10 protein-coding genes and 3 pseudogenes are annotated in these 18053 nt (G+C 50.8%); 1 reads left to right on the top strand and 12 read right to left on the bottom strand.

The annotated features are described in order from the left end of the window. Positions 1 to 6831 carry an SNF2-related protein gene (locus MTP38_RS03865; protein WP_442900560.1) on the bottom strand — a complete coding sequence of 2277 codons (6831 nt, stop codon included), beginning with the start codon at positions 6829 to 6831 and terminating at the stop codon, positions 1 to 3. 830 nt (positions 6832 to 7661) lie between these two features. After that, the gene (locus tag MTP38_RS03860; RefSeq protein WP_009003371.1) at positions 7662 to 8018 is read right to left on the bottom strand and encodes a TnpV protein; all 357 of its coding nucleotides are present in this window, start codon (positions 8016 to 8018) and stop codon (positions 7662 to 7664) included. Here MTP38_RS03860 and MTP38_RS03855 point away from each other — a divergent pair. Further along, positions 8005 to 8826, top strand: a complete 822-nt coding sequence (locus tag MTP38_RS03855) for a hypothetical protein (protein WP_249234318.1) — start codon at positions 8005 to 8007, stop codon at positions 8824 to 8826. The two genes, MTP38_RS03860 and MTP38_RS03855, sit on opposite strands and share 14 nt — an antisense overlap. 33 nt (positions 8827 to 8859) lie before the next feature. Here the strand turns inward: MTP38_RS03855 and MTP38_RS03850 are convergent, their stop codons facing one another. The 10 genes and pseudogenes from MTP38_RS03850 to MTP38_RS03810 all read right to left on the bottom strand — a co-directional run bounded on the left by MTP38_RS03850 (position 8860) and on the right by MTP38_RS03810 (position 18045). After that, the gene (locus MTP38_RS03850; RefSeq protein WP_249234317.1) at positions 8860 to 10401 is read right to left on the bottom strand and encodes a recombinase family protein; all 1542 of its coding nucleotides are present in this window, start codon (positions 10399 to 10401) and stop codon (positions 8860 to 8862) included. Beyond that, positions 10386 to 12035, bottom strand: coding sequence for a recombinase family protein (locus tag MTP38_RS03845; RefSeq protein WP_249234316.1), 1650 nt, complete (start codon positions 12033 to 12035; stop codon positions 10386 to 10388). The genes MTP38_RS03850 and MTP38_RS03845 overlap by 16 nt, the downstream gene beginning before the upstream one ends. A gap of 465 nt (positions 12036 to 12500) precedes the next feature. Then, positions 12501 to 13211 (bottom strand): annotated as a pseudogene (locus MTP38_RS03840) (type IV secretory system conjugative DNA transfer family protein); the annotation flags it as partial. Continuing rightward, positions 13208 to 13708, bottom strand: a complete 501-nt coding sequence (locus MTP38_RS03835; RefSeq protein WP_008723309.1) for a PcfB family protein — start codon at positions 13706 to 13708, stop codon at positions 13208 to 13210. The pseudogene MTP38_RS03840 and the gene MTP38_RS03835, both read right to left, overlap by 4 nt. A 100-nt stretch (positions 13709 to 13808) precedes the next feature. Next, the gene (locus MTP38_RS03830; RefSeq protein ID WP_008723307.1) at positions 13809 to 14120 is read right to left on the bottom strand and encodes a DUF5720 family protein; all 312 of its coding nucleotides are present in this window, start codon (positions 14118 to 14120) and stop codon (positions 13809 to 13811) included. A gap of 23 nt (positions 14121 to 14143) precedes the next feature. Continuing rightward, complete coding sequence (locus MTP38_RS03825; protein WP_002589066.1) at positions 14144 to 14911, bottom strand: BRO family protein; 768 nt, start codon at positions 14909 to 14911, stop codon at positions 14144 to 14146. Between the two features lie 36 nt (positions 14912 to 14947). Further along, positions 14948 to 15436, bottom strand: a pseudogene (locus tag MTP38_RS13675) (DUF6017 domain-containing protein); the annotation flags it as partial. After that, a pseudogene (locus MTP38_RS13670) lies at positions 15425 to 16024 on the bottom strand (ParB/RepB/Spo0J family partition protein); the annotation flags it as partial. The pseudogenes MTP38_RS13675 and MTP38_RS13670, both read right to left, overlap by 12 nt. Next, positions 15981 to 16802: a ParA family protein gene (locus MTP38_RS03815; protein WP_002569249.1), complete on the bottom strand. Its 822-nt coding sequence runs from the start codon at positions 16800 to 16802 to the stop codon at positions 15981 to 15983. The gene MTP38_RS03815 and the pseudogene MTP38_RS13670, both read right to left, overlap by 44 nt. A gap of 586 nt (positions 16803 to 17388) precedes the next feature. Next, positions 17389 to 18045, bottom strand: coding sequence for an HAD family hydrolase (locus tag MTP38_RS03810; protein ID WP_227620380.1), 657 nt, complete (start codon positions 18043 to 18045; stop codon positions 17389 to 17391). Between the last annotated feature and the right edge of the window lie 8 nt (positions 18046 to 18053).

Genomic DNA, 18053 nt, shown 5'->3' with positions numbered 1-18053 from the left:
TTATCGCACCTCCTCATGCTGTTTTGGTTTCTTGTCTGTACTGCGGGGCGTCGCCGGACGCTTCAGGCTGTCCAGCACCGAAGTCCGTGTGCTTTTGGCAACAACAGCCTCGGCGTGTGCCTGTCCCTTTCCGTCGATGTTGAGCAAAGTATCCAGCTCCACCAGACGGGCATTTTTGCTTCGCAGTTCTTCTTCATAAAGGAATGGCTTTCCGACTTCCTCCTTTGCGGCAGCCTGCTGCTGATAGAGGTTATCCAGCTGGGCCTTTGCCGCCTCCAGACGCTGGGGCATCTGGGCGAGGGCATTGTCGATACGGGTAAGATTTCCGCGAGGGTCTGTACCAAGGGTTGCCCGGTGGGTCATCTGTCCTTTCAGCAGGAGCGTATACTCCTGTTTCCAAGCGGAAAATTCCACGGATATGGCATAGCCCCGGTAGTTGCCGATCTGCACCGGATTGGAGGTTTTGACCTCCTTGCAGGCATCCAAAAGAGCTGCACCAGCGTTCTCCTTATCGGTCAGCAGGTCTCCACGAATCTCCATACCGGCAAAGCCATCCTCTGGGTGTGGGTGCGCTGCCAAAACCTCCAGATCGGATTCAAAGCCCTTGATAAAACCTTTGTGCTTTTCAATCTCCTCCGGGAAGTATTTGAGCAGCTGGTCCTCCAGACGATATTGCTTGCTCTGGTGGTCGGCTTTCATCAGTTTCAGGCGGGATACCTCCACATCCAAATCCATACGCTCCTTGATACGGGGATCTCCGGCACACAGAGCCTTGATCTCGGCAAAACTCAGGGCGGTTTCATCCACATCATCGCAGGAACGCACCGGCGATTTAGAAGTCATGATCTGGCTGATAAATTTTTGCTTATTCTCCACCGTCTGCCAAAGGTATGCGTCAAAGGTTCCTTCGGTCACATAGCGGTACACATGGACAAGAGGATTCTGGTTGCCCTGGCGCTCGATACGGCCCTTGCGCTGGGCAAGGTCTCCCGGTCTCCACGGACAGTCCAGGTCATGAAGTGCCACCAGACGGTCCTGCACATTGGTGCCTGCGCCCATCTTGGCGGTGCTGCCCAAAAGGACACGAACCTGACCGGTACGGACTTTAGAGAACAGCTCCTTTTTCCTCACTTCGGTATTGGCTTCATGGATAAAAGCGATCTGGTCGGCAGGCATTCCCTGAGCAATGAGTTTCTGACGAATATCGTCATATACCGTAAAGACCGGTTCCTGCTCCGGCAGAGGCACAGAGCCTTCCAATGCGTGAAGCAGTGGATTATCCAGCGTTTTCGCCGCCTTGCTTGCAGGAGCTTTTGCCTGCGGTGTAGAAATGTCGCAGAACACCAGCTGGGTCAGCTTGTCAGCTTTGCCATCCCGCCAGATCTGCATGATGTTGTCCACGCACTGATTGACCTTTGTTCCGGGTTCATCCGGTAGCATCTGGTTGACGATTCTCTGGTCAAGCCCCAGCTTGCGGCCATCCGAGGTAATCTTGAGCATATTATCCTGGGACGGGTCAACGGTTCCGCTGTGTACCAGCGATGCGCGCTCCGAAAGAGCCTTGACCATTTCCTGCTGATGTTCGGTGGGTTGCGCCACGATGTTGTGGTACTCCACTTCCGGGGTAGGGAGATTTAACTGATCGGCAGTCTTAATGTCGGCCACTTCTTTGAACAGGTTCATCAGCTCAGGCAAGTTAAAGAACTTGCTGAATCTCGTTCTTGCCCGGTAGCCGGTGCCTTCCGGTGCCAGCTCCAATGCTGTGACGGTCTCCCCAAATCGGGAAGCCCAGCAGTCGAAGTGGGTCATGTTCAGTTCTTGCAGGCGTTCATATTGAAGATAACGCTGCATGGTGTAAAGCTCGGTCATGGAGTTGCTGACCGGTGTGCCGGTGGCAAAGATCACGCCACGGTTTCCGGTGATCTCATCCATATAGCGGCACTTGGCAAACATATCGGAGGATTTCTGCGCGTCCGATGTGGAAAGACCAGCCACATTCCGCATTTTTGTGTATAAAAACAGGTTCTTGTAGTTGTGGGCCTCGTCCACAAACAAACGGTCCACACCCAGCTGCTCAAAAGTTACCACATCATCTTTTCGCCCCTCGGCTTGCAGCTTTTCCAGTCTGGCTTCCAGAGACTTTCTGGTACGTTCCAGCTGCTTGACGGTAAAACGCTCGCCGCCGCTGGCCTGCACCTCTGCGATACCCTCGGTGATCTCGTCGATCTGCTCATAGAGAAGCCGTTCCTGACGCTCCCGGCTGATGGGGATACGCTCAAACTGGCTGTGTCCCATGATGATGGCGTCGTAGTCACCGGTCGCAATACGGGCGCAGAACTTCTTGCGGTTATGGGTCTCAAAGTCCTTTTTGGTTGTGACTAAGATGTTGGCAGAAGGATAGAGGCGCAGAAACTCCGATGCCCACTGCTCAGTCAGGTGGTTGGGAACCACAAAGAGAGATTTCTGGCACAAGCCCAGGCGTTTGGCTTCCATCGCAGCGGCCACCATCTCAAAGGTTTTGCCCGCGCCTACTTCGTGTGCCAGCAGGGTATTTCCGCCATACAGCACATGGGCGATGGCACTTTTCTGGTGTTCCCGCAGGGTAATGGCCGGGTTCATGCCGCCAAAAGTGATATGGCTGCCATCATACTCGCGGGGACGGGTAGAGTTCATTTCTTCGTTATACTGGCGCACCAAAGTCTGGCGGCGCTCCGGGTCTCTCCAGATCCAGTCCCTAAAGGCTTCCCGGATCGCCTGCTGTTTTTGGGCAGCCAGAGTGGTCTCCTTGGCGTTTAGTACGCGGCGCTCTTTTCCGTCTGCGTCCTCTATGGTGTCATAGATACGGACATCCCGCAGGTTTAAGGAATCCTCCAGAATCTTGTAGGCGTTGGCGCGGCTGGTTCCGTAGGTGGTATAAGCTGCCACATCGTTGTAGGATACAGAAGATTTCCCCTTGATCTGCCATTCAGCAGTAAAGGAGGAATAGTTGACCTCAATGCTGCGCTGGAGATAAAACGGGGTGTTGAAGGTCTCGTACATAAACTGCTGGATGTACTCCTTGTCAATCCAGGTAGCGCCCAGACGCACCTCAATTTCCGACGCATCCAGGTCTTTGGGCTGGGCGGCGGTAAGAGCTTCCACATTGACTGCAAAAGAAGGGTCCTGCTGTGCCGCCCGCTGCGCCTGACGCAGTTTGCGGCGTACATTGCCGGAAAGGTATTCATCAGCAGTCACATAATGGGGTGTGCCGTCCTGTTCCAGCTGTCCCGGCACACGGAAGATCACGCCTTGCAGTTCTCCGGCCAGTTCTTCTTTTGTTTTTCCGGTAAGCTGGCTCATATAGCCCATATCCACGCAGGCTTTTTCCGAGATAGACACCGCCAGTGCTTCACTTGCCGTATCCACCACAGCCACCGCCTGATGGGGCTTGATGGTCCGTTTGGTGAACATATCCGCCTTGCGCTCCAGCTTTCCGTCCTCGTCGATGACTTCCAGCGCACAGAGCAGGTAATAGGAAGAATCGTCTGCATAGGCCAGCCGATTTGCACGGTCATTGATGAGACCGTATTTGGCAGAAAAGCTGTCATAGAGGCTGTTCAGTTCCGCCTGCTTTTGGGTAATGGTGCTGTCCGGAACCGCTGCATCCATCTGAAGGTCGATCAGTTCCTGCACACAATCACGCAGTCCCACAAGACCTTTCACGCGGGCTTCGGCGGTGGCGTTGAGGTCAGGGCGCACCATGCGGCTGTTTTCCCGATAGTACACCTGCCCGTCTACAATGGCATAGGAATAGTTCTTCACATTGGGGTCAGCAGGAATGGAGGTGTCAATGGCTTCGCCCTCGCCCAGCTCCGGCAGCTCTGCCTCCTGATAAGTGCCATGAATGTACTTCACAGCATCATGCAGCTGGTCGGAAAGCTCCAGTCCCTCGATAGGGTTCACGGTGTAATCCATACCATGAGCAGTGCTTACCGGCTCCTGTCTGCCCAGCACCATTTCCGGGTGGTCGATAAAATACCGGTTGATGGCAAACCCGTCCTCCGTCTGTCCGGTCTGGGTCCATTCCGGCACGATGTCCAGCGGGCGGTCCCGCTTTTGGAGAAAGATGATGTCCGATACCACCTCGGCACCGGCATTCTTTTTGAACGCGTCATTAGGCAGACGGATAGCTTCCAGCAGCTCGGCACGCTGGGCAAGATAGCGGCGCACGGTGGAATCCTTGGCATCCATGGTATAGCGGGAGGTCACAAAAGCCACCACACCGCCGGGACGCACCTGATCTAACGCTTTTGCGAAAAAGTAGTTGTGAATACTAAAGTTTAACTTGTTGTAAGTTTTGTCGTTGACCTGATACTGACCGAAAGGCACATTGCCGACGGCAAGGTCAAAGAAGTCACGCCTGTCAGTGGTCTCAAAGCCGCCTACTGTGATGTCCGCCTTGGGATAGAGCTGCTTTGCGATACGCCCGGAAACCGGGTCCAGCTCCACACCGTACAAACGGCTGTTTCGCATTTCCTCCGGCAACATACCGAAGAAATTGCCCACACCCATAGATGGCTCCAGAATATTTCCGGTTTCAAATCCCATACGGTCCACCGCTTCATAGATGGCCTGAATGACCGTAGGGCTGGTGTAATGGGCGTTGAGGGTAGAGCTTCTGGCGGCGGCATATTCCTCCGGGGTCAGCAGTTCTTTTAGCTGGGCATACTCTAAAGCCCATACCGGTTTCTCCGGCTCAAACGCATCAGAGAGACCGCCCCAGCCCACATATCGAGAAAGGACCTCCTGCTGTTCGGGGCTTGCCTGCTGTCCGGCAGCTTCCAGCTCTTTCAGCAAACGAATCGCATTGACATTTGCCTGGAACTTGGCTTTCGGACCGCCTTCGCCCAAATGCTCATCGGTAATGCGGAAGTTTTTTGCATTGCGGTGCAGGTTAGCCTTGTATTCCTCATAAGATGCTTCCTCGGCAGCTTTGGCATTGGGAAAGGTCTGCCACTGGCCATTGACCTGAATGGAAACCGGGTGTTCATCCAACACTTCCTCAAAGATTTTCTCCGGCTCAGTCACAGGGGCTGGTGGCTCCGGCTCCTCGATATGCAGTCGTTCCACCACCACATCATAAGGCAGATTGTTCTTATCGCCCGGATAGACGGCCATGGTCTCGGAATGGAAGGTCGGGGATTCGGTAGCCGGTTGGGGCTGTTCCTGTCCAAAACCATCCTGCTGACGGGCATACATCCCGCGCAGCAAAGGCGCAACCTCATCCCAGTGGAAATACAGCATAGCCAGACGCTTTTCCTCTGCATCCATGACTTCCAGTTCTATGCCCTGTGCCGTGGTACGGTAATCGGCAATATCGCCGGTCTCCAGATTCAGTGTCTCAATCTCACCGGAATAGGCTCTGCTCAGCCAGTAGGCGATCTCGCTGTTGCTCCTGCCGGATTGCAGCAGCGTGGAAATCTGCTTTTTATCCGCTTCATCCATCAGTCCATGAGCCAATACATCCCGCAAGTCCTGATCTGCCTTGTCCGGGTCAGTAGGAAGAAACTCGGTATAGTAAGCATTGCGGCGGTCTGCCCGAAGCAGCTGCTCGAACTGTTCTTTGCGCTCTGCCCGGTAGATGGGATATACCATCCCGGTGGGCAGAAGCTGTACGGTGTCCTCCCGCAGCTCGGTGATCTGATAGGCGTCATCCTCGATATACACGGTATTGCCCACGGCATAGACCGGGGTGGCTGGGTCATAGGAGGTTCTTTGCGGAATTGGGCGGCGAACTGCATCATATTCCTCATCGGAAATAGCAACTTCGGAAGTCTGCTCTGTCTCAGCAGCTGCGATCTGCTCTACATCCGACATCACCTGTTGGATAAACGGATCATTGTCCAGTTTTTCCGGGTCTGCCACCTGGCCGTTGACGATCCCTCTTTCTTCCAGAGCTTCCCGGATGGCGATTGGGTCGATGTCGTCAAAACGGTTCTGTTCTTCTTCGGTATAGAACCGGTCCTCCTGAATGAGCTGGGCAATCCGGCGCTGTACCTTCGGCCAGGGCAGCTGCGTTTCCTCCGGGCTGCCGGCACGGACAACGAACAGGCTGTTGCTGTTACTGCCGCCGTATTCCTGAGCCAGCCATGCGGCGGTATCTTTTTCTCTTGCATGGTCTTTCATATAGCGGGCAACAGCGTGTTTACTCTCGATATTGCCGTTCCATGCACAAAGGGCAGTATCAATATCTTCCTGAGAAAGAGGGCGCAGAAGTTCATGGAGTTTTGGATAGGTTTCGTCGATCACTTCCCGGTGCAGTCGCTGTCGGAACTCCGGCACATCCGAATAGAGGCGAATCAGCTCCATATCCTTAGAACCAAGGACCGCACGGCGCACAGCGGCATTGCCCTCGATGACAGCATTTTCACGGTCAGAATGCCCGCAGGCATTGCGGTATGCGGCATCCTCGGAAATGGCGGCAGTCACCACAGTCTTATACTGCTCAAACTGCTCCCGAAGGGTAGGCTTTGGCGTTTCTTCCTCCACCTCCGGCTGCTGGGCTTGGATGGCATCTTCTTCTGCCAATTCCTTTTCAGCCTGGATTTTGTCATACTGCGCCTGTTCCTGTTCGGTAAGATAGCGGCCTTTCTGGACAAGAGAGGTAATGCGCTTGGCAACCTTTTCCCAGTTCAAGTGAACATCCGGGCAGTCCTGCTTTTTATAGTGCAACCCTTTCCCGTCGTGATCTTCGCCGCTGTGTGTTGCGCCGGACAGGGCATGAGAGCGTCCGCCAATGCCATACTCGTCTTTGAGGAATCTCACTTTTTCCTTATCCGTATGGTTTTCCATGAAGAACGCATAGATACGGCCTTTTCCTCCGGCGAAACTGCTTCCGCCGGTCATGGCGGCGTCGATCTCATCCTCGGTAATAAAGTGCTGGACGGTTGGCACTTGGGAAAGCTCTGAAGAAAAGGTCCTGCGGGGCAGGTCAAGGTCCTTCAGGTTCTCCCAGATCTCCCTCGATCTATGATAGTGAAAACGCAACAGGTCACGGTCCTGCTGATAGGCAGTCCAGAAGGCAGCGTATTCTTCCTTGAGGGTCTGGCGGAAAGCCGGTTCACTCAGCTGCTCCATCAGGCGGCGGGTCTCCTCCGGGAAACCATTGCCTTTGATCTCTGACAGGCAGGACAAATATCCGGCTTTTCTGGCGTCCTCACTGAGATCGTGATACAGATGCCAGAGCTTTTCCGAGAGGAGGGAGCGTTCATAGCCTGCCGCTTCTGCAAGCTCCACATTGGAGGCAAACTGACCACTTTCCAAAAGCTCCCCGATACGCTCTGCGGCACTCTCCCAGGAAATGACCTGGGCAGACCTGTCATAACGGACAGACTTCCCGTGGGAAAGATGGATACCATCCTCGGCATACCATGCGCTCACACTGCCAAGGCCATTGCCGCCGTGGTACAGCGTTTTCAGTATCTCGGCAATCTCAGCGGTGGTTTTCTGCTTTTCAAAGGCTGCAACCACACGCTCCCTTTGACGGTCTGTATTGCCGCCCAAACGCAGCACATGGTCGATGTCATTTTGGGTAAAAGAAAAAGCAGAGGATGTATGCGCTACATTCTCTGCTTCATCTATGGATTGGATCTGTTCCGCTTCGGAGAGGAACAGGTTTAGAGTCAGCTGTTGATAAGCTCCGCCATCAGGATCTCCTCGGCCTGAGCTTTGCAGGTGTTCATCAGCCCCACCCACTTCATGGGATCGCTGGCTTTCAGGTCCTCGGTGGCTCCCGCTTCCTTCGCCAGCTGGGGCATCATCTGCTCCAGTCTGCTCTGGGCGGTCTCGTCGATCTCCAGAAGGTGCGGGTACAGCTTCTCGCTCAGCAGCATCTGGTTGTAGAGGATGGGACGGTGTTCCTTCAGGTAGGTTTTCCTCATCCTTCCGTACTTGCCCAAGGGTTTCTCCGGCTGCTGGCTCAGCTTCAGGTCGGGAATCAGATAGTCTCCGTTCTGGATATAGGTCATGGGATTGTTCATCTTGTTTGCTCCTTTCTTGGTTGGCTTCGCGCTCTGCATTTCGGACGGTAACGCCGATCTGCCGCAGCACCTGCTGGTTGATCTGGCTGACCGCTGTTCCCAGCGCTCCGATGGTTGCCGGAGTATTGAAATCAAAGATCGCCATGAAATCTTCGTGGTCGAAGTAGCGTTCCGGCTCCAGTCCACAGCGGGACATCAAAGCGTAAGTGATACTGACGGTGGCTGCTGCCTTGAACTGTACTCCGATGTTAAACTCATCATATTCCTCCAAAAAGGAACCGTCAACGATATAGAAGAAGTCCTGCTGATGCTCCGTCCAGTATTCCTCAGCCAGTTTTCCGGCTACCTCGGTGAGCTGTCCGGCAAGGTCATCACCGGAAACATCATAGGTGCGCTCCAGCATGGCCTGCACCGAATCCAAATGGCGCTCCTCCAGCTGCCACAGCCAGGGAGTGCGGGAATGTTCACGTGTTCCGGTGTCGGAAATATCAAAAACATAGCGCAGGCGGGGCCTGTCCCCGGAATCGTCCACCAGAGCGATTCCCTTGGAGCCGCGCCTTACATACCGTCCCATCTTTTCATTCCACAAATCGTACTCTGCACAGGCGGTAGCGTCCGGACGCTGGGCGTAGATCATCAACTGCTCATGGAACGGGTACTTGTAAAGGCGGGAAGCAGTGGTGAGAAACCCTGCCCATTCCTGCCAGCTCCCCGTGAGCTGCGTTGCCACCTTCTCCGCCACCCGTATGTCAAGCCCACGACAAAAAAATTTATAACTTTTTTTGAAGTTTTTCGGGCAGCTTCATAGCTGCCCATAGCTGTTTCAAATGGGTGTTCACGGTTATACCTCCTTTTCGGATTCCTTAGTTTCTAAGAAATCCTGTGTTGCATATTCAATCTCAATCCTATCTCCTGGAAAGACGTAAACTTTGTTGATAAGCCGGTCAATCAGAGCTTTTGTCAGCATGTTGGCGTTTCCGACTTCCTGAACAATTTCCTGTTGTTTCAGCTTAATCTCATAATCACTTTTTATCTGCTTTGTCTGTGCAGTAATGACAGCATGAACATTTTTGGCTTGTACCAGCTCCGTGTCATAAACCGCTTTTCGTGTTCGATAGGTTTCCAAATCAATCTCTCCGAGTGCATACTGCTCATAAAGATGCCGCTTGCTGTCTTGAATAGAACGGAGTTTTTCTTCATGTTCGGCCTGCTGGACTGTCTGCAAATCCAATTTATCCTTATTGCTATCAATTCCCAATGCCGGACACATTTGAGCCCGAATTGTTTCAAATACAACCTGCTCCAGATCTGCCATCTTTATGCGCACACCATGACAAGGAAGCGTTTCAGCCACCTCGGAATGACGGCAATAAAACCACGCACCATTTCGTAGAGACATTGCATGATCGCAGCATCCGCAGAATACCTTACCACGGAGCAGATAATCACGCGGCTTTTTATTTGACAGAGAGAAACGCTTAATTGAAGCATTGGCTCTCTCAAATAGATCCACACTTACAATAGCCGGATGATGGTTCGGGATTTTGAACCACTCACTTTCATCCTTTAACTGTGTATGTCGGCTGCCAATCTCTTTTACCTTTCTCTTGCCAATTACATAGGTACCGATATATCTTTGATCTTCTAAAATACGCAGAACCGTTGATGTACTCCAAACGCCGTTTGTTCGGGAAACATTGTAATAGGCCTTGCCTTTAAGTTTGCGATATTCCCCAGGGGTGGGGATATTCATGGCATACAATTTTCTTGTGATCTCGGCTGCGGTGTTGCCTTCAGACGCCCATTGAAATATCATCTGCACATTCGGGGCAACATCCTCGTCCGGTTCCATACGTCCGTCTGCACTCTTGCGATAGCCGTAAGGACAGATGACACTCTGATATTCCCCACGACGCATCTTTGCGTATTTTGCACTTTTGGTTTTCATGGACATATCCCGGCTATACCACTCGCTGATAAGATACTTGAAAGCAATATCAATCCCTCCGGTATCACCTTTGAAATTAGCTGTGTCAAAATCATCACTGACGGAAATAAAACGGGTGTGATAAAGAGGAAATACCCGCTCAATAAAATAGCCGGTTTCAATGCTGTTACGTCCAAATCGGGAAAGGTCTTTTACAATAATACAGTTGATTTTTCCGGCCTGAACCATTGTTAAAAGTTCCTGCACCGCCGGACGCTCAAAGTTTGTCCCCGTATGACCGTTGTCAATAAATTCCAAAATCTCGCTGTCATCCCATTCCGGCAGAGACATAGCTTTTTCACGAAGAATCAGTTTTTGATTTGGTATGCTCAAACTTTCAGTTTTGAAATCTTCCACAGAAAGACGGATATAAAGGGCAATCACATAGTTGCGCACGGTACCACCGCCTTTCCCTGAAATTCATTTTTGAAACGGAAGGTCACATGAATATTCCGCTCGTGGTCTATCTCAATTCGTTCAATGAGCCGTTCGATCAGTTCTACAGTCAGTACGTGATCCTGTGCCAGTGTTTTTGCATCCTTTTCCATTGCACGGTATCTGGCAAGCTGGTTGTCCAGAGAGTCCATAGATTTTTCAAATACTTCAATCTCACCAGACAGAGCATTGATAGCATGTTCATAATCCGCTTTCAATTCAAAGTATTCGTCATTTGTCAAAATACCCTGCACAAAATTTTCATATAGGCCACGGATCAGCCGGCGTGTTTTTTCAATTTCCTGCCGTTTGGCCGACATCTGAATTTTCAGCTTATCTTTTTCCTGTTTTTGTCTTGTCTCCAACTGAAAGAGTGGCAGCGACATTCCCAGCGCAACTGTCAGCTCTTTTTCAAGAATAGCCGTAACAGTAGAAATCAGTTCTTTCTCTTGTATTATCGCACCTTTGCAGCTATCTTTTTCTACCCGGCTGTTTGTAAGGCAGTGGAACCAGTAAGTGTCGGGTCCTTTCCGGCGCTCGGCGCGTTGCCTGTGAAGGCTTCTGCCACAATCAGCACAGAACACTTTACCTTTGAAAATGTTTGGTGTGTAGGGACGTTTTGGAGTTGCTTTGCTTTCTTCACAGATCTGTTTTCTGTATTCCTGAACTGCATTAAACAACTCATGGCTGATGATCGGTTCATGGGTGCATTTTGCAATAATCAGATTATCTTCTCCAGCCTTGACCTGCTGATGATCTACAATCTTTGTTTTTCCTTGCACCAGATCGCCTGTATAAACTTCGCTTTCTAAGATTTTCATCACTGTGCGGGTCTGCCATTTGCCACTTCCGATCAGTCCCGGACTGGTAATCTCGCCAGTGGTCTTTTTATAATGGCTCGGTGCCGGAATTCCCATCTCATTTAGATTGCGGACAATCCGGTTCAGTGCCACATGCTCATGTGCCCATTCAAAAATCTGTTTTACCACAGGGGCAGTATTTTCATCAATCAGAAGTTTATGGCAATTATCCGGGTCTTTCCTGTAACCGTAAGGCGCCCGTGCACCAATATAGTCGCCATCTTTCATAGCCTGCCGCGCCTGTGCTTTGATTTTTCGTCCAATGTCCAGAGCATAGGCTTCATTGATCATATTTTTCAAAGGCAGCATGATACCACCATGAAGATTTCCGGAATCCGCTGTGTCAAACTGATCCGTAACAGCAATGAAGCGAACATTATGAGCATGGAAATACTGTTCGATATAATAACCTGTGTCAATAGAATTTCGCCCTAATCGGGAAAGATCCTTAACAATCACACAGTTAATGTGGCCTGCTTCAATATCAGATAGCATTTGCTGAAATCCAGGGCGGTGAAAATTTGTCCCTGTCGCTCCGTTGTCGATATAAGTATCATACACAACGAAGTCCGGTTTATCCGAAAGAAAGTCATTCAGTACCAGTTTTTGGTTTTCTACTGAGCAACCCCGCTTTTTGTTATCCTCCACAGAAAGACGGATATACAGAGCCACATGTACATACAAAGATGGTGCCGGCATAGGAGCTGCCGTCTGTTTTCTGCTTTTTCTTGCCATTTAGCTCACCATCCTTTCTTCATTTTTTGTAGCAATCTGTTCAGCCAAAGAGATTGCTTTCTGATATTCATCCTGGTAATTAAATTCAATATGCAGTTCATCTTTACCCATTACCCGTATGCTTCGGATAAGCTGCATGACTGCCCGGCGGTCAATATCCTCCATAGTAGAAAATTTCATAAAATGGTTGATCCAACGGTTTCGTTCGCTTCGGTTTTCCAATACATCTGTAAGTTTATCGTTCCATTCAGCGATTGCCTTTTGGAACAGTTCAATATCTGCATTGTATTTTCGCTTATAAGAGAGAAATTCTTCCTTTGTCAGAATTCCACTCACCAGATTTTCATAGAGTTTTGCCTTAAAGCCCTCGGTCTGTGCCACACGCTTTTCATTTACTCTGATCTGTGCGGCATATTCCTGCGCCAATTCCCGGTTGATCCGTTCCTGACTGATACTGGACAGCAGGGCATGGATATAGGCGAAAGGGTTATAGTGCATGGACTTCTTGAAGTTAATGGTATTTAGGACCTTGATTCGGTACGGCTCATAAATGACCTTGCCGTGCTTATCCTTCATAGGCTTTCCGTCTTTCCCCAGCTTGGGTGCGCCCCTTTGGAGCATTTTTCCGCACTCCACCAAAATGGTTCCCTTCGGGTCTGTGACCACATAGGAACTGTGCATCTGCATCAGATTCGGTTTGAGCCAGAAGCGGGTCTTACCGGAACCGGAGCCGCCAATCACCAGCACATTTTTGTTTCTGGCGGTCTTTGGGTCCTTGGGGCGGCTGTTCATTGTCAGGCTCTCCGTTTTCGTCAGAATCACATTGTTCTGGAATACCGGGTCGATGTAGGGTGTAATGTCCTCATGGGTTCCCCACCGGGCGGAACCGTATTCCATGCCGTGCCTGTACTTCTTGGCGTTCTTGCTTTTCAGGTACACAGCCAGCCGCAGGCCGCCGCAGCAGCACAGGCCCACCAGCAGGTCCAGCGGGTGCAGGCTGGGCCACCAGCTGGCCAGCGCCACCGGCAGCGTGGAGAAGAACGAGAGCATTTTTGCCGAAGCGTCCGCACCCACGGCCATCCGCCACGCTTCACCGAAGTTGGTGGAGAAAAGCCCCATCAGGATATACGGCAGATTCAGCAAAATGAGCTTTTTGATGTTCAGCTGCTTTTTCATCGTTCCAGCTCCTTCCGCTTGTTCCGGTCCACGACGGCGTGTTTTACCAGTTCTTTGAACTGGCTCAGCTTTGCCAGCACGGACGGGCGCTCGGATTTCTCCGCCTTTCTGACCTTTTTCCCGGTGTACTCGGTAAAAGCAGCGGTCAGGGCATCCGCGTCCCGACCCTTGAAAAAGATCAGGTACTTGGGTGGGGAGCTGCTGCGGTCCTTCTTCACCGCATAGTCCACGCCGTATTTCCGGGCGATCTTCTCAAACTCCTTGATGGAGGGGTCGGTGATCTCGATGTTGGAAACCCCTTGGTTTTGACCAATCAGCTGTTTCACCGTCTGCTTGCCCTGGGGCTTCACAGGCGCGTCACGGCTTCTCTGCTTTTGCAGCTTCTTTTCCTTGCGGTGGGCAAGGTACTTGCTGATGGCGGCTTTGAGCAGCCTGCCGGTGAACTTTGTTCCGCTGACAACCAGCGTTAAAGTCCTGTTTTCCACTTCTTCCTGCATTTTCATCGCCTCCTTTCCACAAAATGTGCAGGGGTGGTGCATTTATTTCTAAGGCGGGACCACCAGCCGCCGGAGAAGGTATTTCTTCATCGAACCGCCCTCAACGAATTTGCTCAGAACGGTCATAGAGCAAATCTCCATTTCTGACCTTTGCATGACTGAGAATCTTGATCTGTCCCTTTGCCTGACTGTCCAGAGCTTTTTCATAGCCCTTATCTGACAAAAACAGGCGGGTTCGTTCACCTTTCCAGCCCACCGGGGAGTCATGCGTCAGCACATCAAAAATAATCATGTGCCGGGTGTTCTCAGCAAATCGCTGGAGATCCATGTAGTCATGGCCGTGATAGTTCTGCGCTCCAGCTTTCTGGCGCATTTCTTCCATCAGCTGACCGATTGTTTTGCCTTCTGGCATAAAACTCACTTCCTTTCCCACTCTCATACAACCATCAAAATCATGTCTCTCAGCTGAGCAAAGTAGAGTTTGCCTTGCGGGGTTATCAGCGTATAGGAGCCGATATGCCCGTGATTGCAGTAGTCTTTGACACAAAACAGTCCTTCATTGGCTGGCTTTGCATAGGGCAGTACATTACCGGATGCGGTGCGGTACACAAAACGCTTTTCCAGAAGGAAACGGACAAACCGACGCTCCGGGACAAGCAACTCTTTGGCGGTGGTGCGGAGGTTGGTACTGTGATTGAGGTCGATGAACAAATCATAAAAGGCTGCCTTACTCTCCAGCAGGGCATTTTCCTCTCGTAGCGACGCATTTTCTTCCCGCTCAGCAAGCAGCTCGGAGCAGAGCTTTATCAGAGCTTCCGGAGAAGTGGCTATCTCCCACAACTTCTCTTTTGTGAGATAGGCTCCGTGCTTGCGAATGGCAGGTAGAACTTCATCAAACACCCATTGTTCAAACCGTTCCGCTGACGGCAGTTTACTATGGGCGATCAGACGATATAGATCACCTTCGGGGATAAAGAGCATTTCGACCATTTGTACCGCGGGGCTTCCATCTGCCTTTTTCCCAGTCTGGACCCCTATGGAACATTTCGTTCCACCCCTGGTATGGTCGCGGACGGCTTTGCGTGGATTGGTATATCCCAGCGCTGTTGCCACATCTGTACCGCAAAATAATACTTTGCCATTCTGTTCCAAAGTGCGAATGCTTCCGAACTCTGGACTATTGAAAATTTCAATCTGATTCATGCTGTGCCTCCTTTGGTGTAATACAAAAGCGGCTGATTACCAGCCGCCTGCGTGCATATCGTGATTTACCAGTGAAGTGTAGTGGTTATTCATGGTGGTAGGAGCGTTGAACAGCACTGCAAGCAGGTACTGCTTGATGTTGTGTACCTGGGTGGTGTTCTTTTGCAGACAGTCCATGACAAACTCGATGTGAGAGCTGTCCAGCTTCAAAAAGCGGGAGCGTACAATTTCATGAGGAAAGTCCGCACCAGAGATCCGGGTGGTCTTTCGTTTGGCACAGACCGTTTCTACCAACAGCTCTACGATCTCATTCAGGTCATCCAGGTAGAGAGGATAACGCTGCTTCAGACAATCATACTCGATATCCTCCAAAATCAATTCCCGATAATTTTCTATCTCTGTGACAGACATCGCATCCCTTCCTTTCCGTTCCGGCGGTATTACCGCCGCTGTTTCCCGGAAGGGAATGGAATCGGTATTTGATCCATGAGTATTTTGTTTTTGGGTATTTGATTTCTTAGTATCCACCATATCCAAAAGCTCTGGAATCAGTTCAGTCAAACGAACATATCGCATTACCTGGATACCGCTTCGTTCACCGGCTTCTTTTGCCACCTGGTCTCTGGCGCTCAACTTCTGTTCAACTTGAACAGAAGTCAGGTCTGTTCTTGCTCCTTGATGTTTAATGGCTTCCAGCTTCATTTTGTAGGCAAAGGCCCTTTCACTGGGGAGCAGATTTTCTCGCTGCAAATTGCTGTCAACCATAATAATTGTGGCAGCATCGTCATCCAAGTCGCGCACAATGACAGGCATGGTTTCTTTTCCGGCCAATTCGCTGGCTCTGCGGCGTCTGTGACCGGCTACCAGCTCATAACCGCCATCAGGCAGTGGTCTGGCAATCGCAGGAACCAAAACTCCATACTTTTTGATGCTGTCTGCGGTTTCTATCATTGCATCATCATCCTTGACCTTGAAGGGGTGATCCTTGAACGGATGCAGTTCAGATAGGGGAATTTCCTGAATTTTTTCCAGTTGCTCGTCTTGCCGACTTTCTTCAGTAGAAAACAGGTCATCTACTGAGGCCAGCTCTATTTTTTTCGCGCTGCTTTTCAAGTTTCAATACCTCCTTCGTCAGATTTTTGTAGCCCTCAGCCACTTTGCCATTAGGATCATGGGCATAAATGCTTTTTCCTTCAGCACTGATTTCTTTAGCCCTGACAGAATGAGGAATTTCTGATGTAAACACCTTGATCTTACTGCCATAGGTTTCGCGCAGAAGAGCGGAGATTTCTTTGGCAAAGTTGGTTCGGCTGTCTACCATCGTCAGCAGAATCCCATCAATTTGCAGCTTGGGATTGATTTGTCTGCGAACCTTATTGATAGTTTGCAAAAGCTGCTCCAAACCTTTAGCTGGAAGATACTCTGCCTGGACGGGGATTATAACCCTATTAGCGGCAGCCAGTGCATTGACCGTAAGCATACCCAGGGAGGGCTGGCAATCAATAAGGATATGGGAGTATTGCCCCTTCAGCGTGTCCAGATATTGTCGCAGAATGGTTTCTCGGCTCATAGCGTTTACCAGAGATACCTCCATACCAGATAGCTGGATGTCCGCAGGCATCAGGTCTACGCCCTCAGGGTGGTGCAGGATACCCTCGCCGGGACGAATTGGTTCATCCATCAAAATACGGCCCATAGCGTCTGACAGTGTAAAGGGCAGCTTATCAGGCTGAGGATTGCCCAAGCTGATGGTCAGGCTTCCCTGTGGGTCTCCGTCAATCAGAAGGACTTTCTTCCCGGACTGCGCCAGACCAATTCCAAGATTGGCACAAGTGGTTGTTTTGCCGACACCACCTTTTTGGTTGGCTATGGCAATAATCTGTGTATTCATAATTTCACCTCATTTCTTTCTAAGTTTAGATATGAAAAAAAGTGCCTGCTCTACCTTTCCTGAAAAAGATAAAACAGGCACTTTTACTGGCTCTATACCTCTTGTAATGAACCTCTATGTATGGTAAACTATGTCCACGATACCATGAATATAATTAAGTCTCGACGGGAATTGAACTTTTGGCTAACGCCAAATTTCGCGCCTTTGCAAACAGAGTGCAAACAATAGGGGGCTAAAATCCTTTGTTTTTGCTTGATTTTGCTTGTACAAGGTTTATAGAGAACATGGAGAAAAGCCTTGATATAACTGCATTTTCTTTATCCCCGTTGATAGGGAATATATGCACTGGGTCCATCTCCTAAGGGGAAGGCCGCAGGTTCGACTCCTGTCTGGGACATATTGCGAAGATGCGAAGGATGTTTCCGCAAAGGAACTGTCCTTCGCATTTTATTTTACCCCACTGTGCAGTTTTCCACTTTTGGGGCCTGCGCCGTGCAAAGCGTCCTGTCTCCCGGACACAACAAAAGCGGCTTCGATCGCTCGAAGCCGCTTTATAACTGTGGAAGTGGAAACTCATTGGGTGAACTCAGTTTTCCAGCCAACCGTAATCAAATTCTGTAAAGTCGTGGATGTAGTGGTCTGCCCCCAGTGCCAGCAGCTCAGACCCGTCTGCCGTCTCTCCGATGCCCACGAGCCGGCCTGCGCCGTTTCGTTTTGCCAGAGCGATGGCGGTGACGCTGTCCTCGATGACCAAGCACTCAGAGAACGGAACACCCAGCCTCCGCGCCGCTTCCAGATGCATCTCGCCCTTGTCGGCATAGCTTCCGTCGTCGTATACGACATCCTGTTGTTTCAGCCAGTGACCGATTGGAAACGCGTCAAAGTAGAAATCAACATTCGCTTTTATGGAAGCACTCGCCAGCGCGAACGGGATGCCGCGCTTCTGTAAGCCTTGCAGCAGCTCTTCAGCACCTGCTACGAGGTGTAAACTGGCAGGATCGCTCCTGCACGCCTCCCGGTACAGAGCCTCTTTCTTTTCTGAATACTGCTGGCGCTCCGCAGGGGTGAGCCACGGGGCCATGTTCTTCAGGATGACGTCATTGCAGGGGCCGCATATCTTCGTCGAAGCAAGAGGGCTTTTGTCCTCGGGGTGCAGTTCATGATAGATCTTTGACCATGCTTCCATGTGGAAGTGGGTATCAAAGAACATCGTCCCATTAAAATCAAGAAGTACAGCGTGCATTGTAGCTC

Source organism: Faecalibacterium sp. I3-3-89, from assembly GCF_023347275.1.
Lineage (GTDB): Bacteria > Bacillota > Clostridia > Oscillospirales > Ruminococcaceae > Faecalibacterium > Faecalibacterium butyricigenerans.
This window is presented reverse-complemented; position numbering and strand designations above follow the sequence as displayed.

Excerpts from the sequence above, each read along its gene's own strand:
- MTP38_RS03835 (WP_008723309.1), bottom strand. The coding sequence starts at position 13,708 with ATGCAGGAAGAAGTGGAAAACAGGACTTTAACGCTGGTTGTCAGCGGA.
- MTP38_RS03845 (WP_249234316.1), bottom strand. The coding sequence starts at position 12,035 with ATGGCAAGAAAAAGCAGAAAACAGACGGCAGCTCCTATGCCGGCACCA.
- MTP38_RS03860 (WP_009003371.1), bottom strand. The coding sequence starts at position 8,018 with ATGAACAATCCCATGACCTATATCCAGAACGGAGACTATCTGATTCCC.
- MTP38_RS03810 (WP_227620380.1), bottom strand. The coding sequence starts at position 18,045 with ATGCACGCTGTACTTCTTGATTTTAATGGGACGATGTTCTTTGATACC.
- MTP38_RS03815 (WP_002569249.1), bottom strand. The coding sequence starts at position 16,802 with ATGAATACACAGATTATTGCCATAGCCAACCAAAAAGGTGGTGTCGGC.
- MTP38_RS03825 (WP_002589066.1), bottom strand. The coding sequence starts at position 14,911 with ATGAATCAGATTGAAATTTTCAATAGTCCAGAGTTCGGAAGCATTCGC.
- MTP38_RS03830 (WP_008723307.1), bottom strand. The coding sequence starts at position 14,120 with ATGCCAGAAGGCAAAACAATCGGTCAGCTGATGGAAGAAATGCGCCAG.
- MTP38_RS03865 (WP_442900560.1), bottom strand. The coding sequence starts at position 6,831 with ATGGAAAACCATACGGATAAGGAAAAAGTGAGATTCCTCAAAGACGAG.
- MTP38_RS03855 (WP_249234318.1), top strand. The coding sequence starts at position 8,005 with ATGGGATTGTTCATCTTGTTTGCTCCTTTCTTGGTTGGCTTCGCGCTC.